Below are 26,866 nucleotides of genomic sequence, written 5' to 3'. Positions count from 1 at the left end.
TGGTGACATGGCCGTACGACTCCTCCGCCCACGCCGCTTCGAGGTGTACATCGCGTCGGCCGGTCTGCTCGGCGGCCTGCTGCTGTGGGGCATCGGCCTGGGCCTCCAGTCCCGCGACGAGCCGGTCGTGCTGTTCGAAGGCCGCTGGCCGCTGCTGGTCCCGCTGGCCGTCATGGCCGGCTGCGAGCTGCTGCGCCGGACGGCGCCGCGCACGGGGCTGCTGATCGGCACGGCCGCGCTGGTCGGCGACACGCTCACGCAGGGCAATCTGGTCACGGTGATCATGTACACCGACCTGATGTACGCCGCCGTGCTCTACGGACCGCCCGCCTCGGCCCGCCGCATCCCGTGGATCACCGGGCTGCTCACGGTGGCCGGCGCGATCGTGCCCTACGCGGTGTGGCGGGTGCCCGAGGCGCTGCTGATCGGTGTCGGGGTCGGGATCGTGTCGTTCGCGCCCGCGTCCACCGGACTGATCGTGCGCAACCACCGGGAGGCGGCCGACGCGGCCCGGCTGCGCGCCGAGCAGACCGCGCTGCTGGCCGAGACGGACCGCGTGCAGGCGGTGACGGCGGAACGCTCGCGGATGGCCCGGGAGTTGCACGACATGGTCGCCAACCACCTCTCCGCGATCGCCATCCACTCCACGGCCGCGCTCTCCCTGGACGACCCCGCCACCACCCGGCAGGCCCTGGGCGTGATCCGGGAGAACAGCGTGGCGGGCCTGGCCGAGATGCGGCGGCTGATCGGCATCCTGCGGGACACCGGGGGCGACACCGCGCCGGCCGTCGCGCCCACCCTCGACGGCCTCGGCGCCCTGGTCGACGGCGCCCGCGCCAACGGCCTCGACGTCACCCTGGAGGCGGAGCCCGGCGAGGGCGTCCCGGCGCCGGTCGAGCTGGCCGCGTACCGCATCGTGCAGGAGTCGCTGACGAACGCGCTGAAGCACGCCTCGCCGGGACCGGTCGAGGTGGCCGTCACCCGTGACGGGGGCCTCCTGCGCGTCCGGGTCACCAGCCCGTACGGTGACCGGGACGGGCCGCGCGCCCCCGGCTCGGGCGCCGGCCTGGTCGGCATGCGGGAGCGGGCCGCGCTGCTGCACGGCACGTTCGAGGCCGGTCCCGGACCGGCGGCCGGCGCGACGGTGTGGACCGTCCGCGCCGCCCTGCCCCTCACCGATGAAGGAGACCCCGCATGATCCGCGTCCTCGTCGCCGAGGACCAGTCCGCCGTCCGCGCGGGACTGGTGCTGATCCTGGGCAGCGCCCCGGACATCGAGGTGGTCGGCGAGGCGGCGGACGGCGAGCGGGCGGTGGAGCTGGCCCGGGAGCTGCGGCCCGACCTGGTCCTGATGGACGTGCAGATGCCCCGCCTCGACGGGGTGTCGGCGACCCGGCGGGTGGTCGGCGAAGGGCTGGCCGACGTGCTGGTGCTGACCACCTTCGACCTCGACGAGTACGTCTTCGGGGCGCTCAGGGCGGGCGCCGCCGGGTTCCTGCTGAAGAACACCGAGGCGAAGGACCTCATCGGCGCCGTGCGCACGGTGGCGGGCGGCGAGGGGATCGTCGCCCCGGCCGTCACGCGGCGCCTGATCGCCGAGTTCGCGGCGCGGCCGGTCCGGGAGCCCGCCGCCGACCCGGCCGTCCTCGAGAGCCTGACCCGGCGGGAGCGCGAGGTCCTGTCCTGCCTCGGCGAGGGGATGTCCAACGCCGCGATCGCCGTCCGCCTCGACATGGCCGAGGCCACGGTGAAGACGCACGTCAGCCGCCTGCTGGGGAAGCTGGAGCTGCGCAGCCGAGTGCAAGCGGCCATGCTGGCTCAGGAGTTGGGGATCTAGCCGGCTTCACGAGCAGTGGTCCAGACCTATTGACCTCTGGTCCAGACCTTTCTATTCTCGCGGCACTGCGGGCATGAGGCTCAGTCATGCCCACAACAACATCCCCACATAAGGAGGCGCAGCATGCGCTTCAGACACAGAGCCGCGGCACTGGCCGCGACCCTGGCCCTCCCCTTCGCCGGACTGGTCGGGCTCGCGAGCCCCGCCCAGGCGGCCACGAGTGCGACGGCCACCTTCGCCAAGACCTCGGACTGGGGCACGGGCTTCGGCGGCAGCTGGACCGTGAAGAACACGGGCACCACGACCATCAGCTCCTGGACCGTGGAGTGGGACTTCCCCTCCGGGACCAAGGTCGGCTCGGCGTGGGACGCCACGGTCACCAACTCCGGTGACCACTGGACCGCCAAGAACGTCGGCTGGAACGGCACCCTCGCCCCGGGGGCGTCCGTCTCCTTCGGCTTCAACGGCATCGGCTCGGGCTCCCCGTCCGGCTGCAAGCTCAACGGCGGCAGCTGCGACGGAACCTCCGTCCCCGGCGACGAGGCCCCCTCCGCGCCGGGCACCCCGACCGCCTCCGGCATCACCGACACCTCGGTGAAGCTGACCTGGTCGGCGGCGACCGACGACAAGGGCGTCAAGAACTACGACGTCCTGCGCGACGGCGCCAAGGTCGCCACCGTGACCGGCACCACGTACACGGACAACGGCCTCACCAAGGGCACCGACTACTCCTACACCGTCCAGGCCCGCGACACCGCCGACCAGACCGGCCCGGTCAGCGGCGCCGTCAAGGTCCGCACCACCGGCGGCGACGACGGCGGCAACCCGGGCGGCGGCGACAAGGTCAAGCTCGGCTACTTCACCAACTGGGGCGTCTACGGGCGCAACTACCACGTGAAGAACCTGGTCACCTCCGGCTCCGCCGAGAAGATCACGCACATCAACTACGCCTTCGGCAACGTCCAGGGCGGCAAGTGCACCATCGGCGACGCCTACGCCGACTACGACAAGGCGTACACCGCCGACCAGTCCGTCGACGGCGTCGCCGACACCTGGGACCAGCCGCTGCGCGGCAACTTCAACCAGCTGCGCAAGCTGAAGGCCAAGTACCCGCACATCAAGGTCATCTGGTCCTTCGGCGGCTGGACCTGGTCCGGTGGCTTCCCCGACGCGGTCAAGAACCCGGCCGCCTTCGCGAAGTCCTGCCACGACCTGGTCGAGGACCCGCGCTGGGCCGACGTCTTCGACGGCATCGACCTGGACTGGGAGTACCCGAACGCCTGCGGTCTCAGCTGTGACGAGACCAGCACCAAGACCGCCTTCAGCTCCATGATGAAGGCGATGCGCGCCGAGTTCGGCAACGACCTGGTCACCGCGGCCGTCACCGCCGACGCCTCCACCGGCGGCAAGATCGAGGCCGCCGACTACGGCACCGCCGCGCAGTACATCGACTGGTACAACGTGATGACGTACGACTTCTTCGGCGCCTGGGCGAAGAACGGCCCGACTGCTCCGCACTCGCCGCTGACCTCGTACGACGGCATCCCGCAGCAGGGCTTCAACTCCGCCGAGGCGATCGCGAAGTTCAAGGCGACGGGCGTGCCGGCCACCAAGCTGCTGCTCGGCATCGGCTTCTACGGCCGCGGCTGGACCGGCGTCACGCAGGCGGCGCCCGGCGGCACCGCGACCGGCCCGGCGGCCGGTACGTACGAGGCGGGCATCGAGGACTACAAGGTCCTCAAGAACACCTGCCCGGCCACCGGCACCGTCGCCGGCACGGCCTACGCGCACTGCGGCACCAACTGGTGGTCCTACGACACCCCGGCGACCGTGAAGTCCAAGATGGACTGGGCCGAGAACCAGGGCCTGGGCGGCGCCTTCTTCTGGGAGTTCAGCGGAGACACCGCGAACGGCGAACTGGTGAGCGCCATCGACAGCGGCCTGAAGTAACAGACAGCACCAAGCCACATCGACGCTCCCCCAGACCCCGTCCGGGGGACCCCCACCCAGCGGGTGAACGAGGCTACGCCACGTTCACCCGCTGTCCGGGTGGGGCTGCTTCCAGCCACGCGAGGAATCCGGTCAGCGCGTCCTCGCTCATCGCCAGTTCGAGCCGGGTGCCCCGGTGCAGACACGCGAGGACGACGGCGTCGGAGAGCAGTGCCAGCTCCTCCTCGCCGTCCGGCAGCCGGCGGCCGGCCACCTCGATCGCCGAGCGTTCCAGGACCCGCCGCGGCCGGGGAGAGTACGAGAAGACGCGGTACCACTCGACCCGGTCACCGTTGTAGCGGGCCACACCGTAGGCCCAGCCCTTACCGCCGCCGTCGCCCTCCCCGGGCGCGTCCCAGCGCAGGGAACAGTCGAAGGTGCCGCCGGAACGCTGGATCAGTCTGCGGCGCAGGCCGAAGACGAACAGTCCGACCACCACCAGGGCGACGACAATTCCGCACACGGTCAGAGCGAGGACCATCGGCACCGACCTCCTCGTCTCCTAGGTAACGGAACGGAAAAATCACCCTGATCTGCCTCAGCCGCGGCCGGGTCCGGATCGCTCCGGTCCCAGCCGCGGCTGAGTGACGTCATAGCACAGCGCCGTGGGTCAGCGCCCCGCCGCCGCGCGCAGACGGACGTCCGCGCGGCGCTCGGCGTGGGCGTCGCCCTCCGCCTTCGCGCGCTCGAGCTCCCGCTCCGCACGCTGGACGTCGATCTCGTCCGACAGCTCGGCGATCTCGGCCAGCAGCGACAGCTTGTTGTCCGCGAACGAGATGAAACCGCCGTGCACCGCGGCGACGACCGTCCCACCATCACTCGTACGGATGGTCACCGGGCCCGACTCCAGCACACCGAGCAGCGGCTGGTGACCGGGCATGACGCCGATGTCGCCGGACGTGGTGCGCGCGACGACCAGGGTGGCCTCGCCGGACCAGACCTCTCGGTCGGCCGCGACCAGCGCGACGTGCAGCTCAGCAGCCAAGGTGGCTCCTCGGGTCACCACCCGGCGGGAGAGCCGGGTGTTGGTTACAAGTCTAAGGGGCGTGCCGGAGGGGGCGGGACGTGCCCGCCCCCTCCGGTGTGAGCCGTGAGGCCCACGATGAGCACGGGGCTCAGGAGACGCCGAGCTCCTTGGCGTTCTTCTTCAGGTCCTCGATGCCACCGCACATGAAGAAGGCCTGCTCCGGGAAGTGGTCGTACTCGCCGTCGCAGATCGCGTTGAAGGCCGCGATCGACTCGTCCAGCGGGACGTCCGACCCGTCGACGCCGGTGAACTGCTTGGCGACGTGGGTGTTCTGGGACAGGAAGCGCTCCACACGACGGGCACGGTGGACGACGAGCTTGTCCTCCTCGCCGAGCTCGTCGATACCGAGGATCGCGATGATGTCCTGCAGGTCCTTGTACTTCTGCAGGATGTTCTTCACGCGCATCGCGGCCTGGTAGTGGTCCGCCGCGATGTACCGCGGGTCGAGGATGCGGGACGTCGAGTCCAGCGGGTCCACGGCCGGGTAGATGCCCTTCTCGGAGATCGGACGGGACAGAACCGTCGTCGCGTCGAGGTGGGCGAAGGTGGTGGCCGGGGCCGGGTCGGTCAGGTCGTCCGCGGGGACGTAGATCGCCTGCATCGAGGTGATCGAGTGACCACGGGTCGAGGTGATGCGCTCCTGGAGGAGACCCATCTCGTCGGCCAGGTTCGGCTGGTAGCCCACCGCGGAGGGCATGCGGCCGAGCAGGGTCGACACCTCGGAGCCCGCCTGGGTGAAGCGGAAGATGTTGTCGATGAAGAACAGCACGTCCTGCTTCTGGACGTCACGGAAGTACTCGGCCATGGTCAGGCCGGCCAGCGCGACGCGCAGACGGGTGCCCGGCGGCTCGTCCATCTGACCGAAGACCAGCGCGGTCTTGTCGATGACGCCGGACTCGCTCATCTCGTCGATGAGGTCGTTGCCCTCACGGGTGCGCTCGCCGACACCGGCGAACACGGAGACACCGTCGTGGTTGTTGGCGACGCGGTAGATCATCTCCTGGATGAGCACCGTCTTGCCGACGCCGGCGCCGCCGAACAGACCGATCTTGCCGCCCTTGACGTACGGGGTCAGCAGGTCGATGACCTTGACGCCGGTCTCGAACATCTCGGTCTTCGACTCGAGCTCGTCGAAGTTGGGCGCCTTGCGGTGGATCGGCCAGCGCTCACCGGTGTACTGCTCGTCGACGTTCAGGACCTCGCCGAGGGTGTTGAACACCTTGCCCTTGGTGAAGTCGCCGACGGGGACGGAGATGGCCGAGCCCGTGTCGGTCACCGGAGCCTGGCGGACCAGACCGTCGGTGGGCTGCATGGAGATGGTGCGGACCAGGCCGTCACCGAGGTGCTGCGCGACCTCGAGGGTCAGCGTCTTCAGCTCGCCGGCGTTGGCCGGGTCGGCGACCTCGACGTGCAGCGCGTTGTAGATGTCCGGCATCGCGTCGACGGGGAACTCCACGTCGACGACCGGGCCGATGACCCGCGCGACGCGGCCGGTGGCCACGCCCGACGCAGCGGTCGGCTCAACAGTGGTGGTCATTAGTTGTCACTCCCCGCGGTCGCGTCGGCCAGTGCGCTCGCGCCACCGACGATCTCGCTGATTTCCTGGGTGATTTCGGCCTGGCGGGCCGCGTTGGCAAGACGGGAGAGCGTGTTGATCAGCTCGCCCGCGTTGTCGGTGGCCGACTTCATCGCGCGCCGCGTGGCGGCGTGCTTGGAAGCGGCCGACTGCAGCAGCGCGTTGTAGATGCGGCTCTCGACGTAGCGCGGCAGCAGGGCGTCGAGGACGTCCTCCGCCGACGGCTCGAAGTCGTACAGCGGAAGGATCTCGTCCTTCGCCGCGGACTCTCGGGCCACCTCTTCGAGGCGCAGCGGAAGCAGTCGGGAGTCGATCGCCGTCTGCGTCATCATCGAGACGAACTCGGTGTAGACGATGTGGAGTTCGTCCACGCCGCCGTCCGCCGTCTCCTTCTCGATGGCCTCGATCAGCGGCGCCGCGACCTTCTTGGCGTCCGCGTACGTCGGCTCGTCGGTGAAGCCCGTGAACGACTCCGCGACCTTGCGCTCGCGGAAGTTGTAGTGGGCCAGACCACGGCGGCCGACGATGTACGTCTCGACCTGCTTGCCCTCACGCTCGAGGCGCTCGGTCAGCTGCTCCGCCGCCTTGATGGCGTTGGAGTTGAAGGCGCCGGCCAGACCGCGGTCGCTCGTGAGGAGCAGGACCGCGGCACGGGTCGGGTTGTCCGCCTCCGTGGTGAGCGGGTGCTTCGTGTTCGACCCGGTGCCGACCGCCGTGACCGCGCGGGTCAGTTCCTGCGCGTACGGCGTGGAGGCCGCCACCTTGCGCTGCGCCTTGACGACGCGCGAGGCGGCGATCATCTCCATCGCCTTGGTGATCTTCTTGGTCGCGGTGACGGATCGGATGCGACGCTTGTAGACCCGGAGCTGGGCTCCCATGAGTCAGGTCCCTTCCTTACGTCACTTGGCGGCGGACGGGGCGTCCTCGCCGAGCAGCTTGCCGTCCGAGGTCTCGAACTGCTTCTTGAACGACGCGATCGCCTCGGCGACGGCCTGCAGGGTGTCGTCGGACATCTTGCCGCCCTCGCGGATGGAGGTCATGAGGCCCTGCTCCTGGCGGTGCAGGTACTCGAGCAGCTCCTTCTCGAAGCGGCGGATGTCGGCGACGGGCACCTCGTCCATCTTGCCGGTGGTGCCGGCCCAGACGGAGACGACCTGGTCCTCGGTGGCCATCGGCTGGTACTGGTCCTGCTTCAGCAGCTCGACCATGCGCTGACCGCGCTCCAGCTGCGACTTCGACGCGGCGTCCAGGTCGGAACCGAAGGCGGCGAACGCCTCCAGCTCACGGAACTGGGCGAGGTCGACGCGGAGGCGGCCGGAGACCTGCTTCATGGCCTTGTGCTGGGCGGAGCCACCGACGCGGGAGACCGAGATACCGACGTTCAGGGCCGGACGCTGGCCGGCGTTGAACAGGTCGGACTCCAGGAAGCACTGGCCGTCGGTGATGGAGATGACGTTGGTCGGGATGAACGCCGAGACGTCGTTGGCCTTCGTCTCGACGATCGGCAGGCCCGTCATCGAACCGGCGCCCATGTCGTCGGAGAGCTTGGCGCAGCGCTCCAGCAGACGGGAGTGCAGGTAGAAGACGTCGCCCGGGTAGGCCTCGCGGCCCGGCGGGCGGCGCAGCAGCAGCGACACGGCACGGTAGGCGTCGGCCTGCTTCGACAGGTCGTCGAAGATGATCAGGACGTGCTTGCCCTCGTACATCCACTGCTGGCCGATGGCCGAGCCGGTGTACGGCGCCAGGTACTTGAAGCCGGCCGGGTCGGACGCCGGGGCGGCCACGATGGTCGTGTACTCCAGCGCGCCGTTCTCCTCCAGCGCGCGGCGGACCGACGCGATGGTGGAGCCCTTCTGGCCGATGGCGACGTAGATGCAGCGGACCTGCTTGTTCGGGTCGCCGGTGCGCCAGTTGTCACGCTGGTTGATGATCGTGTCGACGGCCAGGGCGGTCTTGCCGGTCTGGCGGTCGCCGATGATCAGCTGACGCTGACCACGGCCGATCGGGGTCATGGCGTCGACGGCCTTGTAGCCGGTCTCCATCGGCTCGTGCACCGACTTGCGCTGCATGACCGTGGGGGCCTGCAGCTCGAGGGCGCGGCGACCCGAGGTCTCGATCTCGCCGAGGCCGTCGATCGGGTTGCCGAGCGGGTCGACGACGCGGCCGAGGTAGCCCTCGCCGACGGCCACGGAGAGGACCTCACCGGTACGCGAGACCGGCTGCCCCTCCTCGATGCCGCTGAACTCACCGAGGACGATGGCACCGATCTCGCGCTCCTCGAGGTTGAGGGCGAGGCCGAGGGTGCCGTCCTCGAACTTCAGCAGTTCGTTGGCCATGGCCGAGGGCAGGCCCTCGACCTTCGCGATGCCGTCGCCGGCAAGGGTGACCGTACCGACCTCCTCGCGCGAGGCCGCGTCCGGCTTGTACGACTGGACGAAGTTCTCCAGTGCGTCCCGGATCTCCTCCGGCCGGATCGTGAGCTCCGCCATCTGAGTTCCCTGCTCTCCTTGTTGGGCCCGAAGTTTCACTTGGGGGGTATTCCACGATTCGGGACTCCCCCCAGTAAGAGGTGAATCCTCTGCACGGCCCAACCAGGGCCGTCGTAAGTACGTACTGCTACTGCTTGTCGTGCTGTTGTCGCGTGCTGTCGCCGCGGCGGGAACGTCAGCTCGCCAGGCGGCGGCCGGCGTCCTCCAGACGGTCCGCGATGGAGCCGTTGATGACCTCGTCGCCGACCTGCACCCGCATCCCGCCGAGGACCTCGGGGTCCACGTCCAGGTTGAGGTGCATCGGACGGCCGTAGATCTTCGCGAGGGCGGCGCCGAGGCGCTGCTTCTGCGTGTCGCTCAGCGGCACCGCCGAGGTGACGACGGCGACCATCCGGTCTCGCCGGTCGGCGGCGAGCTTGGACAGGGATTCGATTCCCGACTCCAGGCTACGTCCCCGCGGCGCGGTCACAAGGCGCGTCACCAGACGCTCGGTGGTCCGCTCCGCCCGGCCGCCGAGCAGGCTGCGCAGCAGCTCGCTCTTGGCCGAGGCGGTGGCCGACCGGTTGGTCAGCGCGGCCCGCAGCTCGGTGTTCGAGGCGACGATCCGGCCGAACCGGAACAGCTCGTCCTCGACGTTGTCGAGCCGGCCCCGCTTCTGCGCGGCGGTGAGGTCGGCGGTGTTCGCCAGCTCCTCCAGCGCGTCCACCAGGTCGCGGGACTGCGACCAGCGGGAGCGCACCATGCCGGACACCAGGTCGGCGGCGGGGCCGCTGATCTGGGTGCCCAGGAGACGCTGGGCCAGTTCGGCCTTGGCCTCGCCGGCCTGCGCCGGGTCGGTCAGGACCCGACGCAGCGACACCTCGCGGTGGAGCAGCGCCGTGACGGAGGCCAGCTCGTCGGCGAGCGAGCCGGCGTCCACGGACGTGGAGTCCGTCAGCGCGTCGAGACGCTCACGTGCGGCGGCCAGGGCCTCGCGGCTCGCTCCGTTCATCGCGTGGCCTCGGCCTTCGTCGCCTTGTCGTCGAGCTCGTCCAGGAAGCGGTCGATGACGCGGCTCTGCCGGGCGTGGTCCTCGAGGGACTCGCCGACGAGCTTGCCGGCCAGCTGAGTGGCCAGCTGTCCGACGTCCTGGCGCAGCGCGGACGCGGCGGCCTTGCGGTCGGCCTGGATCTGGGCGTGACCGGCGGCGATGATCTCCTCACGCTGCCGCTGGCCTTCCGCGCGCATCTCGGCGATGAGCGTGGCGCCCTGCTCCTGCGCCTCCTGGCGCAGGCGCGCGGCCTCGTGCCGGGCCTCGGCGAGCTGGGCCTTGTACTGCTCAAGGACGCTCTGGGCCTCGGTCTGCGCGGCCTCGGCCTTCTCGATACCGCCCTCGATGGCCTCGCGACGCTCTTCCAGAACCTTGTTGATGTTCGGGAGGAGCTTCCAGGCGAGGAAGCCGAAGACGATGACGAAGGCGATCAGGCCGATGACGAGCTCGGGGATCGGCGGGACGAGGGGATTCTCCATCTCCTCGGCCGCGATCTGGAGCATCGGGCTCATGGGTTTGCCTTTCGTCTAGTCGGCTGGTCTGGGATCAGCGATCAGTAGCCGTAGACGAACGGCATGACCAGACCGATCAGGGCGAGCGCCTCACAGAAGGCGAAGCCCAGAATCTGGTTGGCGCGGATCAGGCCGGCCGCCTCGGGCTGACGGGCCAGGGCCTGGGTGCCGTTGCCGAAGATGATGCCGACGCCGACGCCGGGGCCGATGGCAGCGAGGCCGTAACCGATGGAACCGAGGGAACCTTCGACGGCAGCAAGGGTCTGGGACATGCCAGTTCTTCCTTTTCTCAACGGACCGGTGGGGGTTGGCCACCGGACGAATAGTGGAGGTCGGGGGCGCGTTCGCTCAGTGGTGCTCGGCCATGGCGCCCTGGATGTAGGTGCACGTCAGAAGGACGAACACATACGCCTGCAGAGCCTGGATGAAGAGCTCGAAGGCGGTCATCACCACGGTCATGATGAACGACACGCCGGCGTAGGCGATGCCGATGCCGTTCAGCAGGTACCAGCTGGCGATCGTGAAGAGCAGCAGCAGGGTGTGACCGGCGAACATGTTCGCGAACAGTCGCACGGCGTGGGTGAACGGGCGGATGAGGATGTTCGAGAAGAACTCGATCAGCATCGCCAGCGGCAGCACCGGGCCGAGCGACTTGTCGTAGCCGGTGACGTTCTTGAAGAACCCGACGAATCCCTGGCGCTTGAAGGTGAGCGTGATCCAGGTGACGTAGACGACCGCGGCCAGCACGGCCGGGTACGCGATGATCGAGGTGACCGGGAACTGGGCGACCGGGATGATCGACCAGAGATTCATCATCCAGACGAAGAAGAAGAGCGAGACGACGAGCGGGACGTACTTCTCGCCTTCCTTCTTGCCGATGGTCTCGTAGACGACCCCGCGCCGGATGAAGTCGTAACCCGCCTCGGCGACCATCTGGAGCTTGCCGGGGACGACCTTCGGCTTGCGGAAGGCCGCCCAGAAGAACCCGACGATGACGACCGAACCGAGCAGCGCCAGCAGCATCGGCTTGTTGAAGTACAGGTTGCTGTCGTGGTCGCCCCACAGGGGCTCGAACAGGAACGAGTGCAGGCCGGGAGAAGGGAAGCCACAGCCGTCAAAGATGTGGCAGTCGGTCTCGAAGGCGAGCACCTGCGTCGGGTCAGCACTCACCGCGGGCTCCTTCATCGTGGCGCATGGGTACGGCAACCTCGTTGTGTCGGCGCGGCGCGGGGCCGCAGTTCGGCACGGGACTGGTGTTACGGATGTGGGGGCGGCTGTGGGGCATCTCGCCTCGCGATTGAGCAGGCGTCAGCTGGGATGCCCGCGCCCGCGATGCCGCAGTTGGCACCGGACGATAGCAGGACTTCACATGCCTCTTTATCCCGGCCCTACCCCTCACGACGAGTGGCCCGTCTTTTCGGGCTTTTTACCCGACTGTTCGGGCTCGACGTAAAGAATCTTGGACTTCATGTGGGCGCGCGTCTGGGCGGCGATCCAGGCGAGGGTGCCGGCGACCAGAGTGAGCGCGAAGGCCCGGGGGTTGAACAGCGTCGTGTTCTTGAACGCGGCGACGAAGACGAACAGCAGAAGAATCTGTGCCGCGTAGAGCATCAGGCCCATCGCCTGGAAGAGGTGCGGAAGCGATTTGGCGGTGCGCTGAAGGATGTAGAGACCGAGCCCCATGAAGAGGATCACCACGAGCGTCCCCACCACGGCTCCGACCGCCCCCTTGCCGCCGGCGACCACACCGCTGACGACGGCGGCTACAGCGCCGACGGCAGCCGTGGGCACGGCAGCCTGAAGCAAGATCCGGACGTCATTGGACGGCATGGCGGCAACTCCGCTTTTCACAGGGGGCAGTGTGTCGTCATGGACGAGCGTAGTCCCGGGCCGAACGGTGTCCTGACGGCCAAGAGACCGTCGCACTACGGTCCTTAGGCTCTACCCGGGGGTTCTCGTGAACCGTATCACAAACTATTTGATGAGGTCTTTACCTGTGGGTGTGCTTGCTGTCACACATGAGAGTGACAGCGCGCGTCTGTGCAATTACGGCACCGAGTTGTCTGATATTGCGGAGCTTTGTTCCCCCACGAGTTGGCAATGCTCTCGTCAGATTCTTACCTTGTGCCCGAGCGGGGGCCCACGGCGGTCGCGCCGTTGACGCCCGAGACGCCGGCGGCGACCGGCACCCGGTCCTCCGCCTCCTCCGCGGCGGCCGGCGACTCGGCGGCGGCCTTGCGGCGGCGCCGGTAGCGCGGCGGCACGAAGCGCTCGGCCCAGCGCGGGGCGCGGGGGGTGAAGCGGGGCAGCAGGAGCAGGACCAGGCCGACCGCGCTGAGGAAGACCACGCCCAGCACGATCCACATGGACGCCGAGTTCACGGAGTAGGCGAGCGCGCCGAAGGCGATCAGCGCCGACCAGAAGTACATGATCAGCACCGCGCGGCTGTGCGAGTGCCCGACCTCCAGCAGCCGGTGGTGCAGGTGCCCCCGGTCCGCGGCGAACGGCGACTGGCCGCGCCAGGTGCGCCGCACGATCGCGAGGATCAGGTCGGCGGCCGGGATGGCGATGATGGTCAGCGGCATCAGCAGCGGGATGTAGACCGGCACCATCTGGTGCACGGTGTTGCGCTCGGACCCGGAGAAGAGATTCATCACGTCCGGGTCGACCTGCCCGGTGACCGAGATCGCGCCGGCCGCGAGGATGAGGCCGATCAGCATCGACCCGGAGTCGCCCATGAAGATCCGGGCGGGGTGCATGTTGTGCGGCAGGAAGCCCAGGCACATGCCCATGAGGATGGCGGCGAACAGGGTGGCCGGGGCGGCCGCCTCGATGCCGTACGAGTACCAGACCCGGTAGGCGTACATGAAGAACGCGGCCGCCGCGATGCACACCATGCCGGAGGCGAGCCCGTCGAGGCCGTCCACGAAGTTGACCGCGTTGATGGTGATGACGACCAGCGCGACGGTGAGCAGCGTGCCCTGCCACTGGGTGAGGGCGACGGTGCCGACGCCCGGCACGGGGATCCACAGGATGGTCAGACCCTGCACCACCATCACACCGGCGGCGATCATCTGGCCGCCGAGCTTGATCAGGGCGTCGATCTCGAACTTGTCGTCCAGGACGCCGATCAGCCAGATCAGGGCGGCGCCGGAGAGCAGGGCCCGTGGCTCGTTCGACTTCTCGAAGACCTCGTTGAGGTTGGTGAGGTGGTCGGCGACCAGGAGGCCCGCGCACAGTCCGAAGAACATCGCGATCCCGCCGAGCCGCGGAGTGGGTTCCCGGTGCACGTCGCGTGCCCGGATCTCCGGCATCGCTCCCGCCACGATCGCGAACTTCCGTACCGGCCCTGTCAGCAGATACGTCACCGCGGCCGTGACGCAGAGCGTCAGCAGGTATTCACGCACGGGCTTCCCCACAGATCTCGCTGGCCATTCCCAGCCCCACACCCTAGCGATGCGCGCATATGTGTGAGGACTTCCGGGTAGCGACGATGGTTGCACGAGTGGCTGTGCACACGCGTGCTCCTACCCCGCCTCAGCCCGGATACGGCGGGAAACCGGCGACCAGGTCCCGTACGGCGTCCCGCGCCGCCGCGGTGTCCGTGGCGCCCCGCAGCACCCCCGCGAGCAGCGTGGCCACGGTCCCCATCTCCGGTTCCCCCATGCCCTGCGTGGTCACCGCCGCCGTGCCCAGGCGCAGGCCCCGGGCGTCCGCGTGCGGCAGCGCACAGCAGTCCAGCACGATCCCCGCCGCCGCCAGCCGGCCCCGCGCGGTCCTGCCGTCGACGCCGAGCGGGGCCGGATCGACGGTGACCAGGTGGGTGTCGGTGCCGCCGGTGGTGACGACGAAGCCCTCCGCGCCCAGGTGGGCGGCGAGGGTCCGGGCGTTGGCGACCACCTGATGGGCGTACGCGGCGAAGGCCGGGGTCGACGCCTCGCCGAAGGCGACGGCCTTGGCGGCGATGGTGTGCATCTGGGCGCCGCCCTGCGTGAAGGGGAAGACGGCGCGGTCGACGCGCTCGGCCAGTTCGCTTCCGCACAGGATCATGCCGCCGCGGGGGCCGCGCAGCACCTTGTGCGTGGTGGCGCAGACGATGTCGGCGTACGGCACCGGATTGGGCGCCGCTCCCCCGGCGACCAGGCCGATCGGGTGTGCGGCGTCCGCGATCAGATAGGCGCCGGCCTCGTCGGCGACGTCGCGGAAGAAGGCGTGGTCGAGGTGGCGGGGGTAGGCGATCGACCCGCACACGATCGCCTTGGGCCGGTGCGCGCGGGCCAGGGTGCGGACCTGGTCGTGGTCGACGAGCCCGGTCTCCGCGTCGACGCCGTAGCCGATGAACCGGAACCAGCGGCCGGAGAAGTTGGTGGGCGCTCCGTGCGTGAGGTGTCCGCCGTGGGGCAGGCCGAGCGCGAGGACCGTGTCGCCGGGGCGCAGCAGGGCGGCGTAGGCGGCGAGCACGGCGGAGGAGCCCGAGTGGGACTGCACATTGGCGTGGTCGGCGCCGAAGAGGTCCCGGGCCCGCTCGACCGCGAGCCGTTCGGCCACGTCGACGATCTCGCAGCCGCCGTGGTGCCGGGCGCCCGGATAGCCCTCGGCGTACTTGTTGGCGAGGGGGGAGCCGAGGGCGGCCAGCACGGCGGGGGACGTGAAGTTCTCGGCGGCGGTCAGCTGGAGGGTCGTCGACTGCCTGCGGCCTTCGGCGAGCAGGATCTCGGCCAGCTCGGGGTCCTGCCGCAGCAGGAGGTCGAGCCCGCTGTCATCGGCCTCGAGGGCGGGGGTGACCGACATGGTGCGCTCCGGGCGTGCGTCGACGGTGACGTACGACCAATGTAGGCCCGCAAGGTCCCGGCCGCCCGCGTTGCGCAGCCACCGGCGCCCCCGCTCACGCCCGTGCCGGAACTCCCGTCAGTGCCGTCACCACGGGATCCAGCGCCTGGTGTATCTCGTCGCCGATGGACCGGAAGAACGTCAGCGGTGCGCCGTACGGGTCGTACACCTCGTCCGCCTCCGCCGTGGGGGCCAGGAGCCACCCGCGTAGAGCCGCCGCCGCGCGGACCAGGGCACGCGCGCGGGTGACCACGCCGTCCTCCAGGGGCGGCAGGGTCGCGGGGTCGATGGCGTTCACCAGGCGGGTGAACTCCTTGAGCGTGAAGGTGCGCAGTCCCGCCGAGTGGCCCATGGAGATGACCTGGGCGCGGTGGTCGCGGGTCGCGGTGAGCACCAGGTCGGCGCGGATCACGTGCTCGTCGAGCAGTTCCCGCCCGGTGAAGCCGGCCGCGTCCGCGCCGAACTCGGCGAGGACCGTCTCCGCGTTCGCCTCCATCGGCGCGCCCTCGTGGCCCCAGGTGCCCGCGCTCTCCACGACGAGGCCGCCGCCCAGGACGCCCAGCCGCTCCGTCACGAAATGCCGGGTCAGCCGCTCGGTGATGGGCGAGCGGCAGACGTTGCCCGTGCTGACGTGGAGGATGCGGAAGCTGTCGCGCGGCAGTCCGACGAACGTCGTCGTGATCTCCGCGGCGCGTTCCCCGTCGCCTATGCCACGCCCCGTCTCAGGGGCCGTCAATTCGCCACCTCGAGGTCGGGTACCACCTTGCGCAGCTCCTCCGCCGACAGCGCGCCCGCGCGCAGCAGCACCGGCACCTCGCGGGTGACGTCGACGATGGACGACGGCACGTTGCCCGGGGTGGGGCCGCCGTCGAGGTAGACGGAGACGGAGTCGCCGAGCATCTGCTGGGCGGCGTCGCAGTCCTCCGGCGCCGGGTGGCCGGTCAGGTTGGCGGAGGAGACGGCCATGGGGCCGAACTCGGTGAGCAGCTCGATGGCGACGGGGTGCAGCGGCATCCGCACGGCGACCGTGCCGCGGGTCTCGCCGAGGTCCCACTGGAGCGAGGGCTGGTGCCTTGCGACGAGCGTCAGCGCGCCCGGCCAGAAGGCGTCGACCAGCTCCCAGGCCTTCTCGGAGAAGTCGGTGACCAGGCCGTGCAGGGTGTTCGGGGAGCCGATGAGGACGGGGCTCGGCATGTTGCGGCCGCGCCCCTTGGCCTCCAGCAGGTCACCGACGGCCTCCGACGAGAACGCGTCGGCGCCGATGCCGTACACCGTGTCCGTGGGCAGCACGACGAGCTCGCCACGGCGGACGGCGGACGCGGCCTCGCGCAGACCGGTCACACGGTCGGTCGCGTCGTTGGTGTCGTATCGCCGAGCCATCTAGCGGGCCTCCTCGTACGGGTACTGCGGGGTCGACGTCGGTTCGGTGCTCACGGCAGCGCCTTGCGGGCGGTCGCGAAGCGGGGGCGCTTGTTGAGGTCGGGGTGGTCGGCCGCGTCCGCCCAGCCCCGTTCCTCGGCGAAGATCCACGGCACCTGGCCGCCCTGGGTGTCGGCGTGCTCGACGACGACGACCCCGCCGGGCCGCAGCAGGCGGTGCGCGGTGCGTTCCAGGCCCCGGATCAGGTCGAGTCCGTCCTCGCCGGAGAACAGGGCCATCTGCGGATCGTGGTCGCGGGCCTCGGGGGCGACGTACTCCCACTCGGTGAGCGGGATGTACGGCGGGTTGGAGACCACCAGGTCGACCTGGCCGTCGAGGTCCGGGAAGGCGGTCAGGGCGTCGCCCTGGCGCAGCTCGACCCTGGACCCCTCCATGTTCTTGCGCGTCCACACCAGGGCGTCCTCGGACAGCTCCACGGCGTACACGCGGGAGCGGGGCACCTCCTGGGCGAGCGCGAGCGCGATGGCGCCCGAGCCGGTGCACAGGTCGACGATGCACGGCTCGACGACGTCCATGGCGCGCACGGCGTCTATGGCCCAGCCGACGACCGACTCGGTCTCGGGGCGGGGCACGAAGACGCCGGGGCCGACCTGGAGCTCCAGGTAGCGGAAGTAGGCGCGGCCGGTGATGTGCTGGAGCGGCTCACGCGCCTCGCGGCGGGCGACGACCTCCCAGTACCGGGCGTCGAAGTCCGCGTCCGGCACGGTGTGCAGCTCGCCCCGCTTGACGCCGTGCAGGTACGCGGCGAGCTCCTCCGCGTCGGTGCGCGGCGAGGGCACGCCGGCGTCGGCCAGCCGCTGGGTGGCCTGGGCCACCTCCATGAGCAGCAGGTTCACGCTGGTCCTCCGGGGCTGAGCTGTGGTCCGGTGCGGGTGTGCGGCGGTGCTTACGCGGCGGCGAGCTTGGCCGCCGAGTCCGCGTCGACGCAGGCCTGGATCACCGAGTCGAGGTCGCCGTCCAGGACCTGGTCCAGGTTGTACGCCTTGAAGCCGACGCGGTGGTCCGAGATGCGGTTCTCCGGGAAGTTGTACGTACGGATCTTCTCGGAGCGGTCGACGGTGCGGACCTGGCTGCGGCGGGCGTCCGCGGCCTCCTTCTCCGCCTCCTCCTGAGCCGCCGCGAGCAGCCTGGAGCGCAGGATACGCATCGCCTGCTCCTTGTTCTGCAGCTGGCTCTTCTCGTTCTGGCAGGAGGCGACGACTCCGGTGGGGATGTGCGTGATGCGCACGGCGGAGTCGGTGGTGTTGACGGACTGGCCGCCGGGACCCGAGGACCGGTAGACGTCGATGCGCAGGTCGTTGGGGTTGATCTCGACGTCGATCTCCTCGGCCTCGGGCGTGACGAGCACGCCGGCCGCGGAGGTGTGGATCCGGCCCTGGGACTCGGTGGCCGGCACGCGCTGCACGCGGTGCACGCCGCCCTCGTACTTGAGGCGGGCCCACACGCCCTGGCCGGGCTCGGTGGCGCCCTGGCCGCCCTTGGTCTTCACGGCGACCTGGACGTCCTTGTAGCCGCCCAGCTCGGACTCGGTGGCGTCGATGATCTCGGTCTTCCAGCCGACCCGCTCGGCGTAGCGCAGGTACATGCGCAGCAGGTCGCCGGCGAACAGCGCCGACTCGTCGCCCCCGGCGCCGGCCTTGATCTCGAGGATGACGTCCTTGTCGTCGCTGGGGTCGCGCGGGACGAGCAGGAGGCGCAGCTTCTCGGTGAGCTCCTCGCGCTGCTTGTCCAGCTCCTTGACCTCGGCGGCGAAGTCGGGGTCGTCGGCGGCGAGTTCGCGTGCGGTCTCGATGTCGTCGCCGGTCTGCTTCCAGGAGCGGAACGTGGCGACGATCGGGGTCAGCTCGGCGTACCGCTTGTTCAGCTTGCGCGCGTTGGCCTGGTCGGAGTGGACCGACGGGTCGGCGAGCTTCTTCTCCAGGTCGGCGTGCTCGGCGACGAGTTCCTCGACGGCCTCGAACATCTTGGGCTCCTGCTACTGCGGTGAAGGGGAAGGCGGGCGACCAAAAACGCCGGTCCCGGCGCTCCCCCGGCTGGGGTCGCGGCCGTGGACCGGCGATTGGGGCTCGCTACTTCTTGGAGCCGGCGGCAGCCTTGCCGAAGCGGGCCTCGAAGCGGGCCACGCGGCCACCGGTGTCGAGGATCTTCTGCTTGCCCGTGTAGAACGGGTGGCACTCGGAGCAGACCTCGGCACGGATGGTGCCGCTCTCGATCGTGCTGCGGGTGGTGAACGACGCGCCACAGGTGCAGCTGACCTGCGTCTCGACGTACTCGGGGTGGATGTCGCGCTTCAAGGTGTCTCCTAGGTTCGGGAGGGCTCCGGGTCGCCGCCGCGGGATGCGGGAGCGTGAACCGGGGCCGACGTACCAGTCTGCCAGGACCGGCCGCATCTCCCAAAACCGGGGGCCGGAGCGATCTATTCCCGGGGCCGGCGCGCCCTGTCGGGGGCGGGGCTCAGGACGCCGAGACGACGTCCTTGGCCTGGCCGGAGGCGGTGTCCTCGGTGGCGCCCGCCGGGATCGGCCGGTCGTTCCTCAGGGCGTCCCACACCTGCCGGCTCTTGGCCTGCTCGACGAGGACGCGGTTGGCGTCGGCGGGGTCGTAGATCACCGGCATGGTGACCATCTGCATGCCGCCGGGGCCGATGCCCTTGAGGCTGCTCGCGAAGGACATCAGGGAGTTCACCGAGCCCAGGTCGGAGTCGGTGGTGACGGTCTTGGTGGCGGTGTCGGCGATGTCGTAGAGCTTCTTGGGGTTGCCGAGCAGGCCGATGTGCTGGACCTGGTGGAGCAGCGCCTTGACGAAGGCCTGCTGGAGCTGGATGCGGCCCAGGTCGGAGCCGTCTCCGACGCCGTGCCGGGTGCGGACCAGGCCGAGGGACTGCTCGCCGTCGAGCCGGTGGGTGCCGGCCTCCAGGTCGAGGTGGCTGTCGGGGTCCTTGATGTCCTCGGTGGTGGTGACCTCGACGCCGCCGAGGTCGTCGACGAGTTGCTGGAAGCCGCTGAAGTCGACCTCGAGGTAGTGGTCCATGCGCAGCCCGCTGACCGATTCGACGGTCTTCACGGCGCAGGCGGCGCCGCCGGTGGAGTAGGCGGAGTTGAACATCACGTCGGTCTCGGCGGGGTGCTCGCCGCCGTCGGCGTCGGTGCACGCGGGCCGGTCGATGAGGGTGTCGCGGGGGATGGAGACCACGCTGGCCTTCTTGTGGCCCTTGTGGACGTGCACGACCATCGCCGTGTCGGAGCGGGCGGTGCCGTCGTCGGTGCCGCCACCGAGCTGCTTGTTGCCGCCGGAGCGGGTGTCCGAGCCGAGGACGAGGATGTTCTCGGAGCCGTTGTCGGCCTTCTCGGGCCGGTCGGCGCCGAGGGCCTGGTCGATGTCGACGCTCGTGAGGTTGCCGTTGAGCTTGAAGTACAGGACGCCCGCGCCGGTGCCGCCCAGGACCACGATGCCCGCGGCGGTCCAGGCCATGGCGAGGAGCGCCTTGCGACGTCTGTCGCGGGGCTTGCGGCGGCGCCCCTTGCTCCGGCGGCGGGGCCCGTCGGCGCGGGACTCTCCGGGGCCGGGTATGGCGGGATCCGGCGTGCTCTCGGCGGACATGTGCTCCTCGGTTCTCGTCCGGTCGGCTACCCCCTGCGCTCAGGGTCGGTTCGGTGCGGCTCCGGTGGCTTTCCACCGGTACCTCACCATCGTCCCTCCGTACGGAGGACGGCGGAACTCGGGACAGGGTTGCACAGCGTCCTGTGCCGCACGCGTGACGCGCCGGGCACGGAGCGTCGCCGGGCCGGTCGCGAATCCGGCGGTCACCTGCGGTTTCGGCCGACGGCGCGGGGACCGCCGAGGCGGCTGCCGACCCGTGCGGCTGTGGCGAAGATCGCGATGCGGAACCGTCGCCGCCCCGGCGACGCACGAAACCGCCCCCGTCACGGGTGTGACGGGGGCGGCTCGGTGGTGCTGCGAAGACGTCAGTCGCCGTTGCCCGGCGTCGGGGTCGTCTTCTGGATCTGGAGCAGGAACTCGGCGTTCGACTTGGTCTGCTTCATCTTGTCGAGGAGCAGTTCGATCGCCTGCTGCGAGTCGAGCGCGTGCAGCACCCTGCGCAGCTTCCAGACGATGGCCAGCTCGTCGCTGCCGAGCAGGATCTCTTCCTTGCGGGTGCCGGACGCGTCCACGTCCACCGCCGGGAAGATGCGCTTGTCGGCGAGCTTGCGGTCGAGCTTGAGCTCCATGTTGCCGGTGCCCTTGAACTCCTCGAAGATCACCTCGTCCATGCGGGACCCGGTGTCCACCAGGGCGGTGGCGAGGATGGTCAGCGAGCCGCCGTCCTCGATGTTGCGGGCCGCACCGAAGAAGCGCTTCGGCGGGTACAGGGCGGTCGAGTCGACACCACCGGACAGGATGCGGCCGGAGGCCGGGGCGGCGAGGTTGTACGCACGGCCCAGACGCGTGATCGAGTCGAGCAGCACGACGACGTCGTGTCCCAGCTCCACCAGGCGCTTGGCGCGCTCGATGGCGAGCTCGGCGACCGTGGTGTGGTCCTCGGCCGGGCGGTCGAAGGTCGAGGAGATGACCTCGCCCTTCACCGACCGCTGCATGTCGGTGACCTCTTCCGGACGCTCGTCGACGAGGACGACCATCAGGTGGCACTCGGGGTTGTTGTGGGTGATCGCGTTGGCGACCGCCTGCATGATCATGGTCTTGCCGGTCTTCGGCGGGGCCACGATCAGACCGCGCTGGCCCTTACCGATGGGCGAGACGAGGTCGATGATGCGGGTGGTGAGGACGCCGGGGTCCGTCTCCAGACGGAGGCGGTCCTGCGGGTACAGCGGCGTCAGCTTGTTGAACTCCGGCCGTCCGCGGCCGTGTTCGGGCGCCATGCCGTTGACGGAGTCCAGGCGGACCAGCGCGTTGAACTTCTCGCGCCGCTCGCCCTCCTTCGGCTGCCGCACCGCACCGGTGAGGTGGTCGCCCTTGCGCAGGCCGTTCTTGCGGACCTGGGCTAGGGAGACGTACACGTCGTTCGGGCCGGGCAGGTAGCCGGAGGTCCGGATGAACGCGTAGTTGTCGAGGATGTCGAGGATGCCCGCGACGGGGATCAGGACGTCGTCCTCGTTGATCTGCGGCTCGGAGGCGATCTCGTCGCGCCCGCGGCGGCCCCGGCGGTCCCGGTAGCGGCCGCGACGGCCGCGACGGCCGCCCTCGAAGTCGTCGTCCTCCTGCTGCTGACGGTCCTGGCGCCCGCCGCCCTGCTGCTGGCGCTGACCGCCGCCCTGCTGCTGGTCGTCGCCCTTGCCGCGGCGGTCGCGGTCGCGGTCACGCCCGCGGTCGCGGTCACGCCCGCGGTCGCGACGGCGGCCCTCGCCGCCGTCGGCGTCGCCGCGTCCGTCGCCCTGGTTCTGCTGCGACTGCTGCGCGCCGGAGTCGTTCCTCGAGTCGGTCTTGACCTCGGCGACGGCCGTGTCGGCGCCGCCGGCCGGGCTGCCGGCGTCGGCGGTGGCACGACGGCGACGGCGCTCGGTGGGCGCCTCGTCGGCGGGGGCGCCCGACTGGTCGGCGCCGGCCGTGGCCTTCGGGGACGGCTGGCCGGGGATCTCGATCTGCTGCTGTGCCACGGCCTGGTCGGCGGCCTTCTTCTCGGCCTTGGCGGCCTTCGGGGCCTTCTCGGCGGTGGCGCTCTCGTCACCCGTACGGGTCCGGGAGGTGGCGCGGCGCTTCGGCTTGGTCTCGCCGGCGGCGTCCGCGGCGGGCGCGGCCTTGGCGGGGGCTCCCCCCGCGGCCTGCGCTTCCTTGATGACCTCGATCAGCTGGCTCTTGCGCATCCGCGCGGTGCCCCTGATGCCGAGGCCGGACGCGACCTGCTGCAGCTCGGCCAGCACCATGCCCTCGAGGCCGGTACCGCGGCGCCGCCGGGAGCCGGCACCGGTGGCAGGCGCGGAAGCGTCCGTGGCGGGCGCGGCAGCGGTCTCCTCGACACGTGCGCCCATCAGATCGGTGGTGTCGCTCACGAAGGGTCCTTCCCTGGAGCGGACGTCGGCCTGTCTGGCTCGGCGACCGGTTGTGCTGTCCGGCTTCGGTCCTTGCTGTGTGAACCGTGCCGGGGCGGTGGTCCGCCTAAGCGGCGGAAGAGATATCTGGTGATGGCGCTCCCCCTGGCCGTGGCACCCAGTGTCTGTGTCACGCGGTGTGGTCGCACCGGTTCCGAGGCGTGCCCGGCGGGCCGCTCAGTGTCCGTGTCGGCCGTACTGATGACGTACGACGTCGAGCACACAAGGCGGCTTGGGGAGCTCCCGGAAGAATGTCTGTCCCGGACGGGGACACGAGGCACCTCGCCATGGTGGGGTCGGGTGCAGACTTGAGATTAACACTACCGGATCCAACAAACATTCCCCCTCTCGAAATCCGGCAACCGTCCGCCTACATGTCGCCGGAGGCCGCCAGTGGCAGGACGCTGGCGCCCTGCTGGTCCAGGCTCAGCCGGTTGGCCGCCCAGTCCGTGCCCGCCAGCGCCTCGACCTTGTCGGCCGTGCCGGCGTCGGCCAGCGCCATGACCGTGGGACCGGCTCCGGAGATGACGGCCGGGATGCCGTCGCCGCGCAGTCGCTCCACCAGTGCGGCGCTCTCCGGCATGGCCGGCGCCCGGTACTCCTGGTGGAGGCGGTCCTCGGTGGCCGGCAGCAGCAGCTCGGGGCGCCGGGTGAGGGCCTCGACGAGCAGGGCGGCGCGGCCCGCGTTGGCGGCGGCGTCGACGTGCGGCACGGTGCGCGGCAGCAGACCGCGCGCGGTCTCCGTCAGTACCGGCTTTCCGGGCACGAAAACCACCGGAACGATGGAATCGGACGGCTCCATCCTGATCGCCCGCGCGGCGCCGGCCTCCATCCAGGACAGGGTGAAGCCGCCCAGCAGACAGGCCGCCACATTGTCGGGGTGACCCTCGATCTCGGTGGCGAGGTCGAGCAGCGCGGCGTCGTCGAGGCGGGCCTCGCCGCCTATGGTCACCGCGCGCGCGGCGACGATGCCGGCGCAGATGGCGGCGGAGGAGGAGCCGAGGCCGCGGCCGTGCGGGATGCGGTTGGCGCAGACGATCTCCAGGCCGCGCGGCTGTCCGCCGAGGAGGTCGAAGGCGGTGCGCAGGGAGCGGACGAGGAGGTGCTTCTCGTCGCGCGGCAGCGTCTCGCTGCCCTCACCCGCGATGTCGATGTGCAGCCCGGAGTCGGCCACCCGGACGACCACGTCGTCGTACAAGCCCAGCGCGAGGCCGAGGGCGTCGAAGCCCGGGCCGAGGTTGGCGCTGGTGGCGGGGACGCGCACCCGGACGGCGGCGGCGCGGAACGCTGGACCGGCCATCTCTCGATGACTCTCCTTGAGCTGCGTGGTGGTCGAATGACGTGCGATCGGCATTCGGTGACGTACGGGGTCCCCCGGTGCCGCCGCTTCCTGCCGGACGGGCGACCTCACCGCTGCCGCTTGCCGACCGCGGAGACAGCGCGGTACCTCGGCATATGCGGCGGGCGGGTTCGGTACAGCCTATCGAAGGAAGGTTCTGTGGCGACACAGGGCGCACAGGAGGCGCACGATGCGTGTCGTAAGCCCCCTGTGCACCCCCCGTAGAGGACTTTCCCGGCTGGGCGTCGCTTACGCCCGTTCGCGCCGGTGGAAGGGGCGCGTTTCCGCGTCGGTGGGGCGGCGGGGCCGCCCCACCCTCTACCCGGCGTCCGGGCGGTGTGCTCAGACGAGGCCGAGCCGCTCGGCCGCGGTGGCGGCGTCGACCGGGACGGTGACCGGCTGGGGGGCGCCGGCCACGGCCCAGTCGGGGTCCTTGAGCCCGTTGCCGGTGACGGTGCACACGATGCGCTGGCCCGGGTCGACCTTGCCCTGCTCGGCGGCCTTCAGCAGACCGGCCACCGACGCGGCGGACGCGGGCTCGACGAAGACGCCCTCCTGGGAGGCCAACAGCCGGTAGGCGCGCAGGATCTCACGGTCCGTCACCTCGTCGATGGCGCCGCCCGACTCGTCCCGCGCGGCGAGCGCGAAGTCCCACGAGGCGGGGTTGCCGATCCGGATGGCGGTGGCGATGGTCGAGGGGTCCTTGACGACCTCGCCGCGCACGATCGGGGCGCTGCCGGACGCCTGGAAGCCCCACATGCGGGGCTTGCGCGTGCTGACCCCGTCGGCGGCGTACTCCTTGTAGCCCTTCCAGTACGCGGTGATGTTGCCCGCGTTGCCGACCGGCAGGACGTGGATGTCGGGCGCGTCGCCGAGCATGTCCACGATCTCGAAGGCGGCCGTCTTCTGGCCCTCGATACGCACCGGGTTGACCGAGTTGACCAGCGCCACGGGGTAGTTGTCGCTCAGCGCGCGGGCGAGCGTGAGGCAGTCGTCGAAGTTGCCGTCGACCTGGAGGATCTTCGCGCCGTGCACGAGGGCCTGGCCCATCTTGCCGAGCGCGATCTTGCCCTGCGGCACGAGGACGGCGGAGACCATCCCGGCGCGCACGCCGTACGCGGCGGCGGAGGCGGACGTGTTGCCCGTGGACGCGCAGATGACGGCCTGCGCGCCCTCCTCCTTGGCCTTGCTGATGGCCATGGTCATGCCGCGGTCCTTGAAGGACCCGGTCGGGTTCGCACCCTCCACCTTGAGGTGGACCTCGCAGCCCGTGCGCTCGGAGAGCACCTGCGCGGGCACGAGCGGCGTGCCGCCCTCACGGAGCGTCACGACGGGCGTGCTGTCGGAGACCGGCAGCCTGTCCCGGTACTCCTCGATGATTCCGCGCCACTGGTGGGTCATTGCTGGTTACTCTCCTTCAACCCGCATGATGCTGGCGACACCCCGCACGGTGTCGAGCTTGCGCAGCGCCTCGACGGTACCGCCGAGGGCGGCGTCGGACGCTCGGTGGGTGACGACGACGAGGGAGGCCTCGCCGTCCTTGCCCGACTGCCGGACGGTGTCGATGGAGACACCGTGCTCGGCGAACACGGTCGCCACCTGGGCGAGGACGCCCGGCTTGTCGGCGACGTCGAGGCTGATGTGGTAGCGCGTGACGACGTCGCCCATCGGCGAGACGGGCAGTGCGGCATAGGCGGACTCGCCGGGGCCGGTGGCGCCGCCGATCCTGTTGCGGCAGACGGCGACGAGGTCGCCGAGCACGGCGGACGCGGTCGGGGCACCGCCGGCGCCGGGGCCGTAGAACATGAGCTGCCCGGCGGCCTCGGACTCCACGAAGACGGCGTTGTACGCCCCGCGCACGCTGGCCAGGGGGTGGCTGAGCGGGATCATCGCGGGGTGCACCCGCGCGGTGACCGACGCCCCGTCCGCGGCCCGCTCGCAGATGGCGAGCAGCTTGATGGTGCAGCCCATCTCCTTGGCGGAGGCGAAGTCGGCGGCCGTGACCTCGGTCATGCCCTCGCGGTGGACGTCGTCGAGGCGCACACGCGTGTGGAAGGCGATCCCGGCGAGGATGGCGGCCTTGGCGGCGGCGTCGAAGCCCTCGACGTCGGCGGTCGGGTCCGCCTCGGCGTACCCGAGGGCGGTGGCCTCGTCGAGGGCCTCCTGGTACCCGGCGCCGGTGGTGTCCATGGCGTCGAGGATGAAGTTGGTCGTGCCGTTGACGATGCCGAGCACCCGGTTGACCTTGTCGCCGGCGAGGGACTCGCGCAGCGGGCGGATCAGCGGGATGGCGCCCGCGACGGCGGCCTCGTAGTAGAGGTCCTTGCCGCCCGCCTCCGCAGCGGCGTGCAGGGCGGCGCCGTCCTGGGCGAGGAGGGCCTTGTTGGCGGAGACGACGGAGGCGCCGTGCTCGAAGGCGGTGGTGATGAGGGTCCGGGCGGGCTCGATGCCGCCGATGACCTCCACGACCACGTCGATGTCCCCGCGTTTGACGAGGGCGGTGGCGTCGGTGGTGACCAGGGCGGGGTCGATGCCCTCACGCACCTTGTCGGGCCGGCGGACGGCGACGCCGGCGAGCTCCACCGGGGCCCCGATGCGGGCGGCGAGGTCGTCGGCGTGCGTCGTCATGATGCGCGCCACCTCTGAGCCGACCACTCCACAGCCCAGCAGCGCCACCTTCAGCGGACGCGTACGCATCATCCGACCTCGTTTCCTTCATACCTTCTAGGGTTGGACCAGTCTCACGCACCGGAC

25 protein-coding genes are annotated in these 26,866 nt (G+C 70.4%); 3 read left to right on the top strand and 22 right to left on the bottom strand.

Annotated elements, in window-relative coordinates; all coding sequences use genetic code 11:
• Positions 1-7 precede the first annotated feature (7 nt).
• The 3 genes from AB0E77_RS25800 (at position 8) to AB0E77_RS25790 (ending at position 3,786) form a co-directional block, all read left to right on the top strand.
• The gene (locus AB0E77_RS25800; RefSeq protein WP_361574449.1) at positions 8-1,198 is read left to right on the top strand and encodes a histidine kinase; all 1,191 of its coding nucleotides are present in this window, start codon (positions 8-10) and stop codon (positions 1,196-1,198) included.
• On the top strand, positions 1,195-1,836 hold the full coding sequence (locus tag AB0E77_RS25795; RefSeq protein ID WP_361574446.1) for a response regulator transcription factor: 642 nt from the start codon (positions 1,195-1,197) through the stop codon (positions 1,834-1,836). Before AB0E77_RS25800 ends, AB0E77_RS25795 begins: the two co-directional genes overlap by 4 nt.
• Positions 1,837-1,959: 123 nt before the next feature.
• Positions 1,960-3,786 (top strand): glycoside hydrolase family 18 chitinase, encoded by a 1,827-nt coding sequence (locus AB0E77_RS25790; RefSeq protein WP_361574444.1) that lies wholly within the window; start codon positions 1,960-1,962, stop codon positions 3,784-3,786.
• A 73-nt stretch (positions 3,787-3,859) separates the two neighbouring features.
• On the opposite strand, the gene AB0E77_RS25785 is transcribed toward AB0E77_RS25790, so the two are convergent.
• The 22 genes from AB0E77_RS25785 to AB0E77_RS25680 form a co-directional block, all read right to left on the bottom strand.
• Positions 3,860-4,306 (bottom strand): DUF2550 domain-containing protein, encoded by a 447-nt coding sequence (locus AB0E77_RS25785; RefSeq protein ID WP_361574441.1) that lies wholly within the window; start codon positions 4,304-4,306, stop codon positions 3,860-3,862.
• Between the two features lie 129 nt (positions 4,307-4,435).
• The gene (locus AB0E77_RS25780; RefSeq protein ID WP_019326852.1) at positions 4,436-4,810 is read right to left on the bottom strand and encodes a F0F1 ATP synthase subunit epsilon; all 375 of its coding nucleotides are present in this window, start codon (positions 4,808-4,810) and stop codon (positions 4,436-4,438) included.
• Positions 4,811-4,940: 130 nt separating this feature from the next.
• Positions 4,941-6,389, bottom strand: coding sequence for a F0F1 ATP synthase subunit beta (atpD, locus tag AB0E77_RS25775; RefSeq protein WP_361574438.1), 1,449 nt, complete (start codon positions 6,387-6,389; stop codon positions 4,941-4,943).
• Positions 6,389-7,306: a F0F1 ATP synthase subunit gamma gene (locus tag AB0E77_RS25770; protein ID WP_361574436.1), complete on the bottom strand. Its 918-nt coding sequence runs from the start codon at positions 7,304-7,306 to the stop codon at positions 6,389-6,391. Before AB0E77_RS25770 ends, atpD begins: the two co-directional genes overlap by 1 nt.
• Positions 7,307-7,327: 21 nt before the next feature.
• Entirely contained in the window at positions 7,328-8,917 is a 1,590-nt protein-coding gene (gene atpA, locus AB0E77_RS25765; protein ID WP_361574433.1) for a F0F1 ATP synthase subunit alpha, read from the bottom strand.
• 175 nt (positions 8,918-9,092) lie between these two features.
• The gene (locus AB0E77_RS25760) at positions 9,093-9,908 is read right to left on the bottom strand and encodes a F0F1 ATP synthase subunit delta (RefSeq protein ID WP_361574431.1); all 816 of its coding nucleotides are present in this window, start codon (positions 9,906-9,908) and stop codon (positions 9,093-9,095) included.
• Positions 9,905-10,459 carry a F0F1 ATP synthase subunit B gene (locus AB0E77_RS25755; protein WP_102929168.1) on the bottom strand — a complete coding sequence of 185 codons (555 nt, stop codon included), beginning with the start codon at positions 10,457-10,459 and terminating at the stop codon, positions 9,905-9,907. The genes AB0E77_RS25760 and AB0E77_RS25755 overlap by 4 nt, the downstream gene beginning before the upstream one ends.
• A 41-nt stretch (positions 10,460-10,500) precedes the next feature.
• Positions 10,501-10,731 (bottom strand): ATP synthase F0 subunit C, encoded by a 231-nt coding sequence (atpE, locus tag AB0E77_RS25750; RefSeq protein ID WP_009321656.1) that lies wholly within the window; start codon positions 10,729-10,731, stop codon positions 10,501-10,503.
• Positions 10,732-10,807: 76 nt separating this feature from the next.
• Entirely contained in the window at positions 10,808-11,644 is an 837-nt protein-coding gene (atpB, locus tag AB0E77_RS25745) for a F0F1 ATP synthase subunit A (RefSeq protein ID WP_361574430.1), read from the bottom strand.
• A 210-nt stretch (positions 11,645-11,854) separates the two neighbouring features.
• Positions 11,855-12,289: a hypothetical protein gene (locus AB0E77_RS25740; protein WP_361574428.1), complete on the bottom strand. Its 435-nt coding sequence runs from the start codon at positions 12,287-12,289 to the stop codon at positions 11,855-11,857.
• A gap of 287 nt (positions 12,290-12,576) precedes the next feature.
• Complete coding sequence (locus tag AB0E77_RS25735) at positions 12,577-13,866, bottom strand: MraY family glycosyltransferase (RefSeq protein ID WP_361574426.1); 1,290 nt, start codon at positions 13,864-13,866, stop codon at positions 12,577-12,579.
• 130 nt (positions 13,867-13,996) lie between these two features.
• Positions 13,997-15,250, bottom strand: a complete 1,254-nt coding sequence (gene glyA / locus AB0E77_RS25730) for a serine hydroxymethyltransferase (protein ID WP_361574424.1) — start codon at positions 15,248-15,250, stop codon at positions 13,997-13,999.
• A gap of 94 nt (positions 15,251-15,344) precedes the next feature.
• The gene (locus AB0E77_RS25725) at positions 15,345-16,025 is read right to left on the bottom strand and encodes a protein-tyrosine-phosphatase (RefSeq protein WP_361574422.1); all 681 of its coding nucleotides are present in this window, start codon (positions 16,023-16,025) and stop codon (positions 15,345-15,347) included.
• Entirely contained in the window at positions 16,022-16,669 is a 648-nt protein-coding gene (locus AB0E77_RS25720; RefSeq protein ID WP_361574420.1) for an L-threonylcarbamoyladenylate synthase, read from the bottom strand. Before AB0E77_RS25720 ends, AB0E77_RS25725 begins: the two co-directional genes overlap by 4 nt.
• 50 nt (positions 16,670-16,719) lie before the next feature.
• The gene (gene prmC, locus AB0E77_RS25715; protein WP_361574418.1) at positions 16,720-17,565 is read right to left on the bottom strand and encodes a peptide chain release factor N(5)-glutamine methyltransferase; all 846 of its coding nucleotides are present in this window, start codon (positions 17,563-17,565) and stop codon (positions 16,720-16,722) included.
• Positions 17,566-17,615: 50 nt separating this feature from the next.
• On the bottom strand, positions 17,616-18,692 hold the full coding sequence (gene prfA / locus AB0E77_RS25710; protein ID WP_361574416.1) for a peptide chain release factor 1: 1,077 nt from the start codon (positions 18,690-18,692) through the stop codon (positions 17,616-17,618).
• Between the two features lie 106 nt (positions 18,693-18,798).
• Positions 18,799-19,023 carry a 50S ribosomal protein L31 gene (gene rpmE, locus AB0E77_RS25705; protein ID WP_019326867.1) on the bottom strand — a complete coding sequence of 75 codons (225 nt, stop codon included), beginning with the start codon at positions 19,021-19,023 and terminating at the stop codon, positions 18,799-18,801.
• Positions 19,024-19,183: 160 nt separating this feature from the next.
• Positions 19,184-20,329 (bottom strand): LCP family protein, encoded by a 1,146-nt coding sequence (locus tag AB0E77_RS25700; protein ID WP_361574414.1) that lies wholly within the window; start codon positions 20,327-20,329, stop codon positions 19,184-19,186.
• Between the two features lie 365 nt (positions 20,330-20,694).
• Positions 20,695-22,734, bottom strand: a complete 2,040-nt coding sequence (rho, locus tag AB0E77_RS25695) for a transcription termination factor Rho (protein WP_361574412.1) — start codon at positions 22,732-22,734, stop codon at positions 20,695-20,697.
• Positions 22,735-23,143: 409 nt separating this feature from the next.
• Positions 23,144-24,073 carry a homoserine kinase gene (gene thrB / locus AB0E77_RS25690; RefSeq protein WP_361574410.1) on the bottom strand — a complete coding sequence of 310 codons (930 nt, stop codon included), beginning with the start codon at positions 24,071-24,073 and terminating at the stop codon, positions 23,144-23,146.
• Between the two features lie 381 nt (positions 24,074-24,454).
• Positions 24,455-25,513, bottom strand: a complete 1,059-nt coding sequence (thrC, locus tag AB0E77_RS25685; protein ID WP_159328455.1) for a threonine synthase — start codon at positions 25,511-25,513, stop codon at positions 24,455-24,457.
• Between the two features lie 6 nt (positions 25,514-25,519).
• Positions 25,520-26,812 (bottom strand): homoserine dehydrogenase, encoded by a 1,293-nt coding sequence (locus AB0E77_RS25680; protein ID WP_361574408.1) that lies wholly within the window; start codon positions 26,810-26,812, stop codon positions 25,520-25,522.
• Positions 26,813-26,866: the final 54 nt, after the last annotated feature.

Origin of the sequence: Streptomyces sp. NPDC032940 (assembly GCF_040636935.1) — a bacterium.
Taxonomy (GTDB): domain Bacteria; phylum Actinomycetota; class Actinomycetes; order Streptomycetales; family Streptomycetaceae; genus Streptomyces.
The sequence above is the reverse complement of the archived record's forward strand: the minus strand, read 5'-3'. Positions and strand labels throughout refer to the sequence as shown.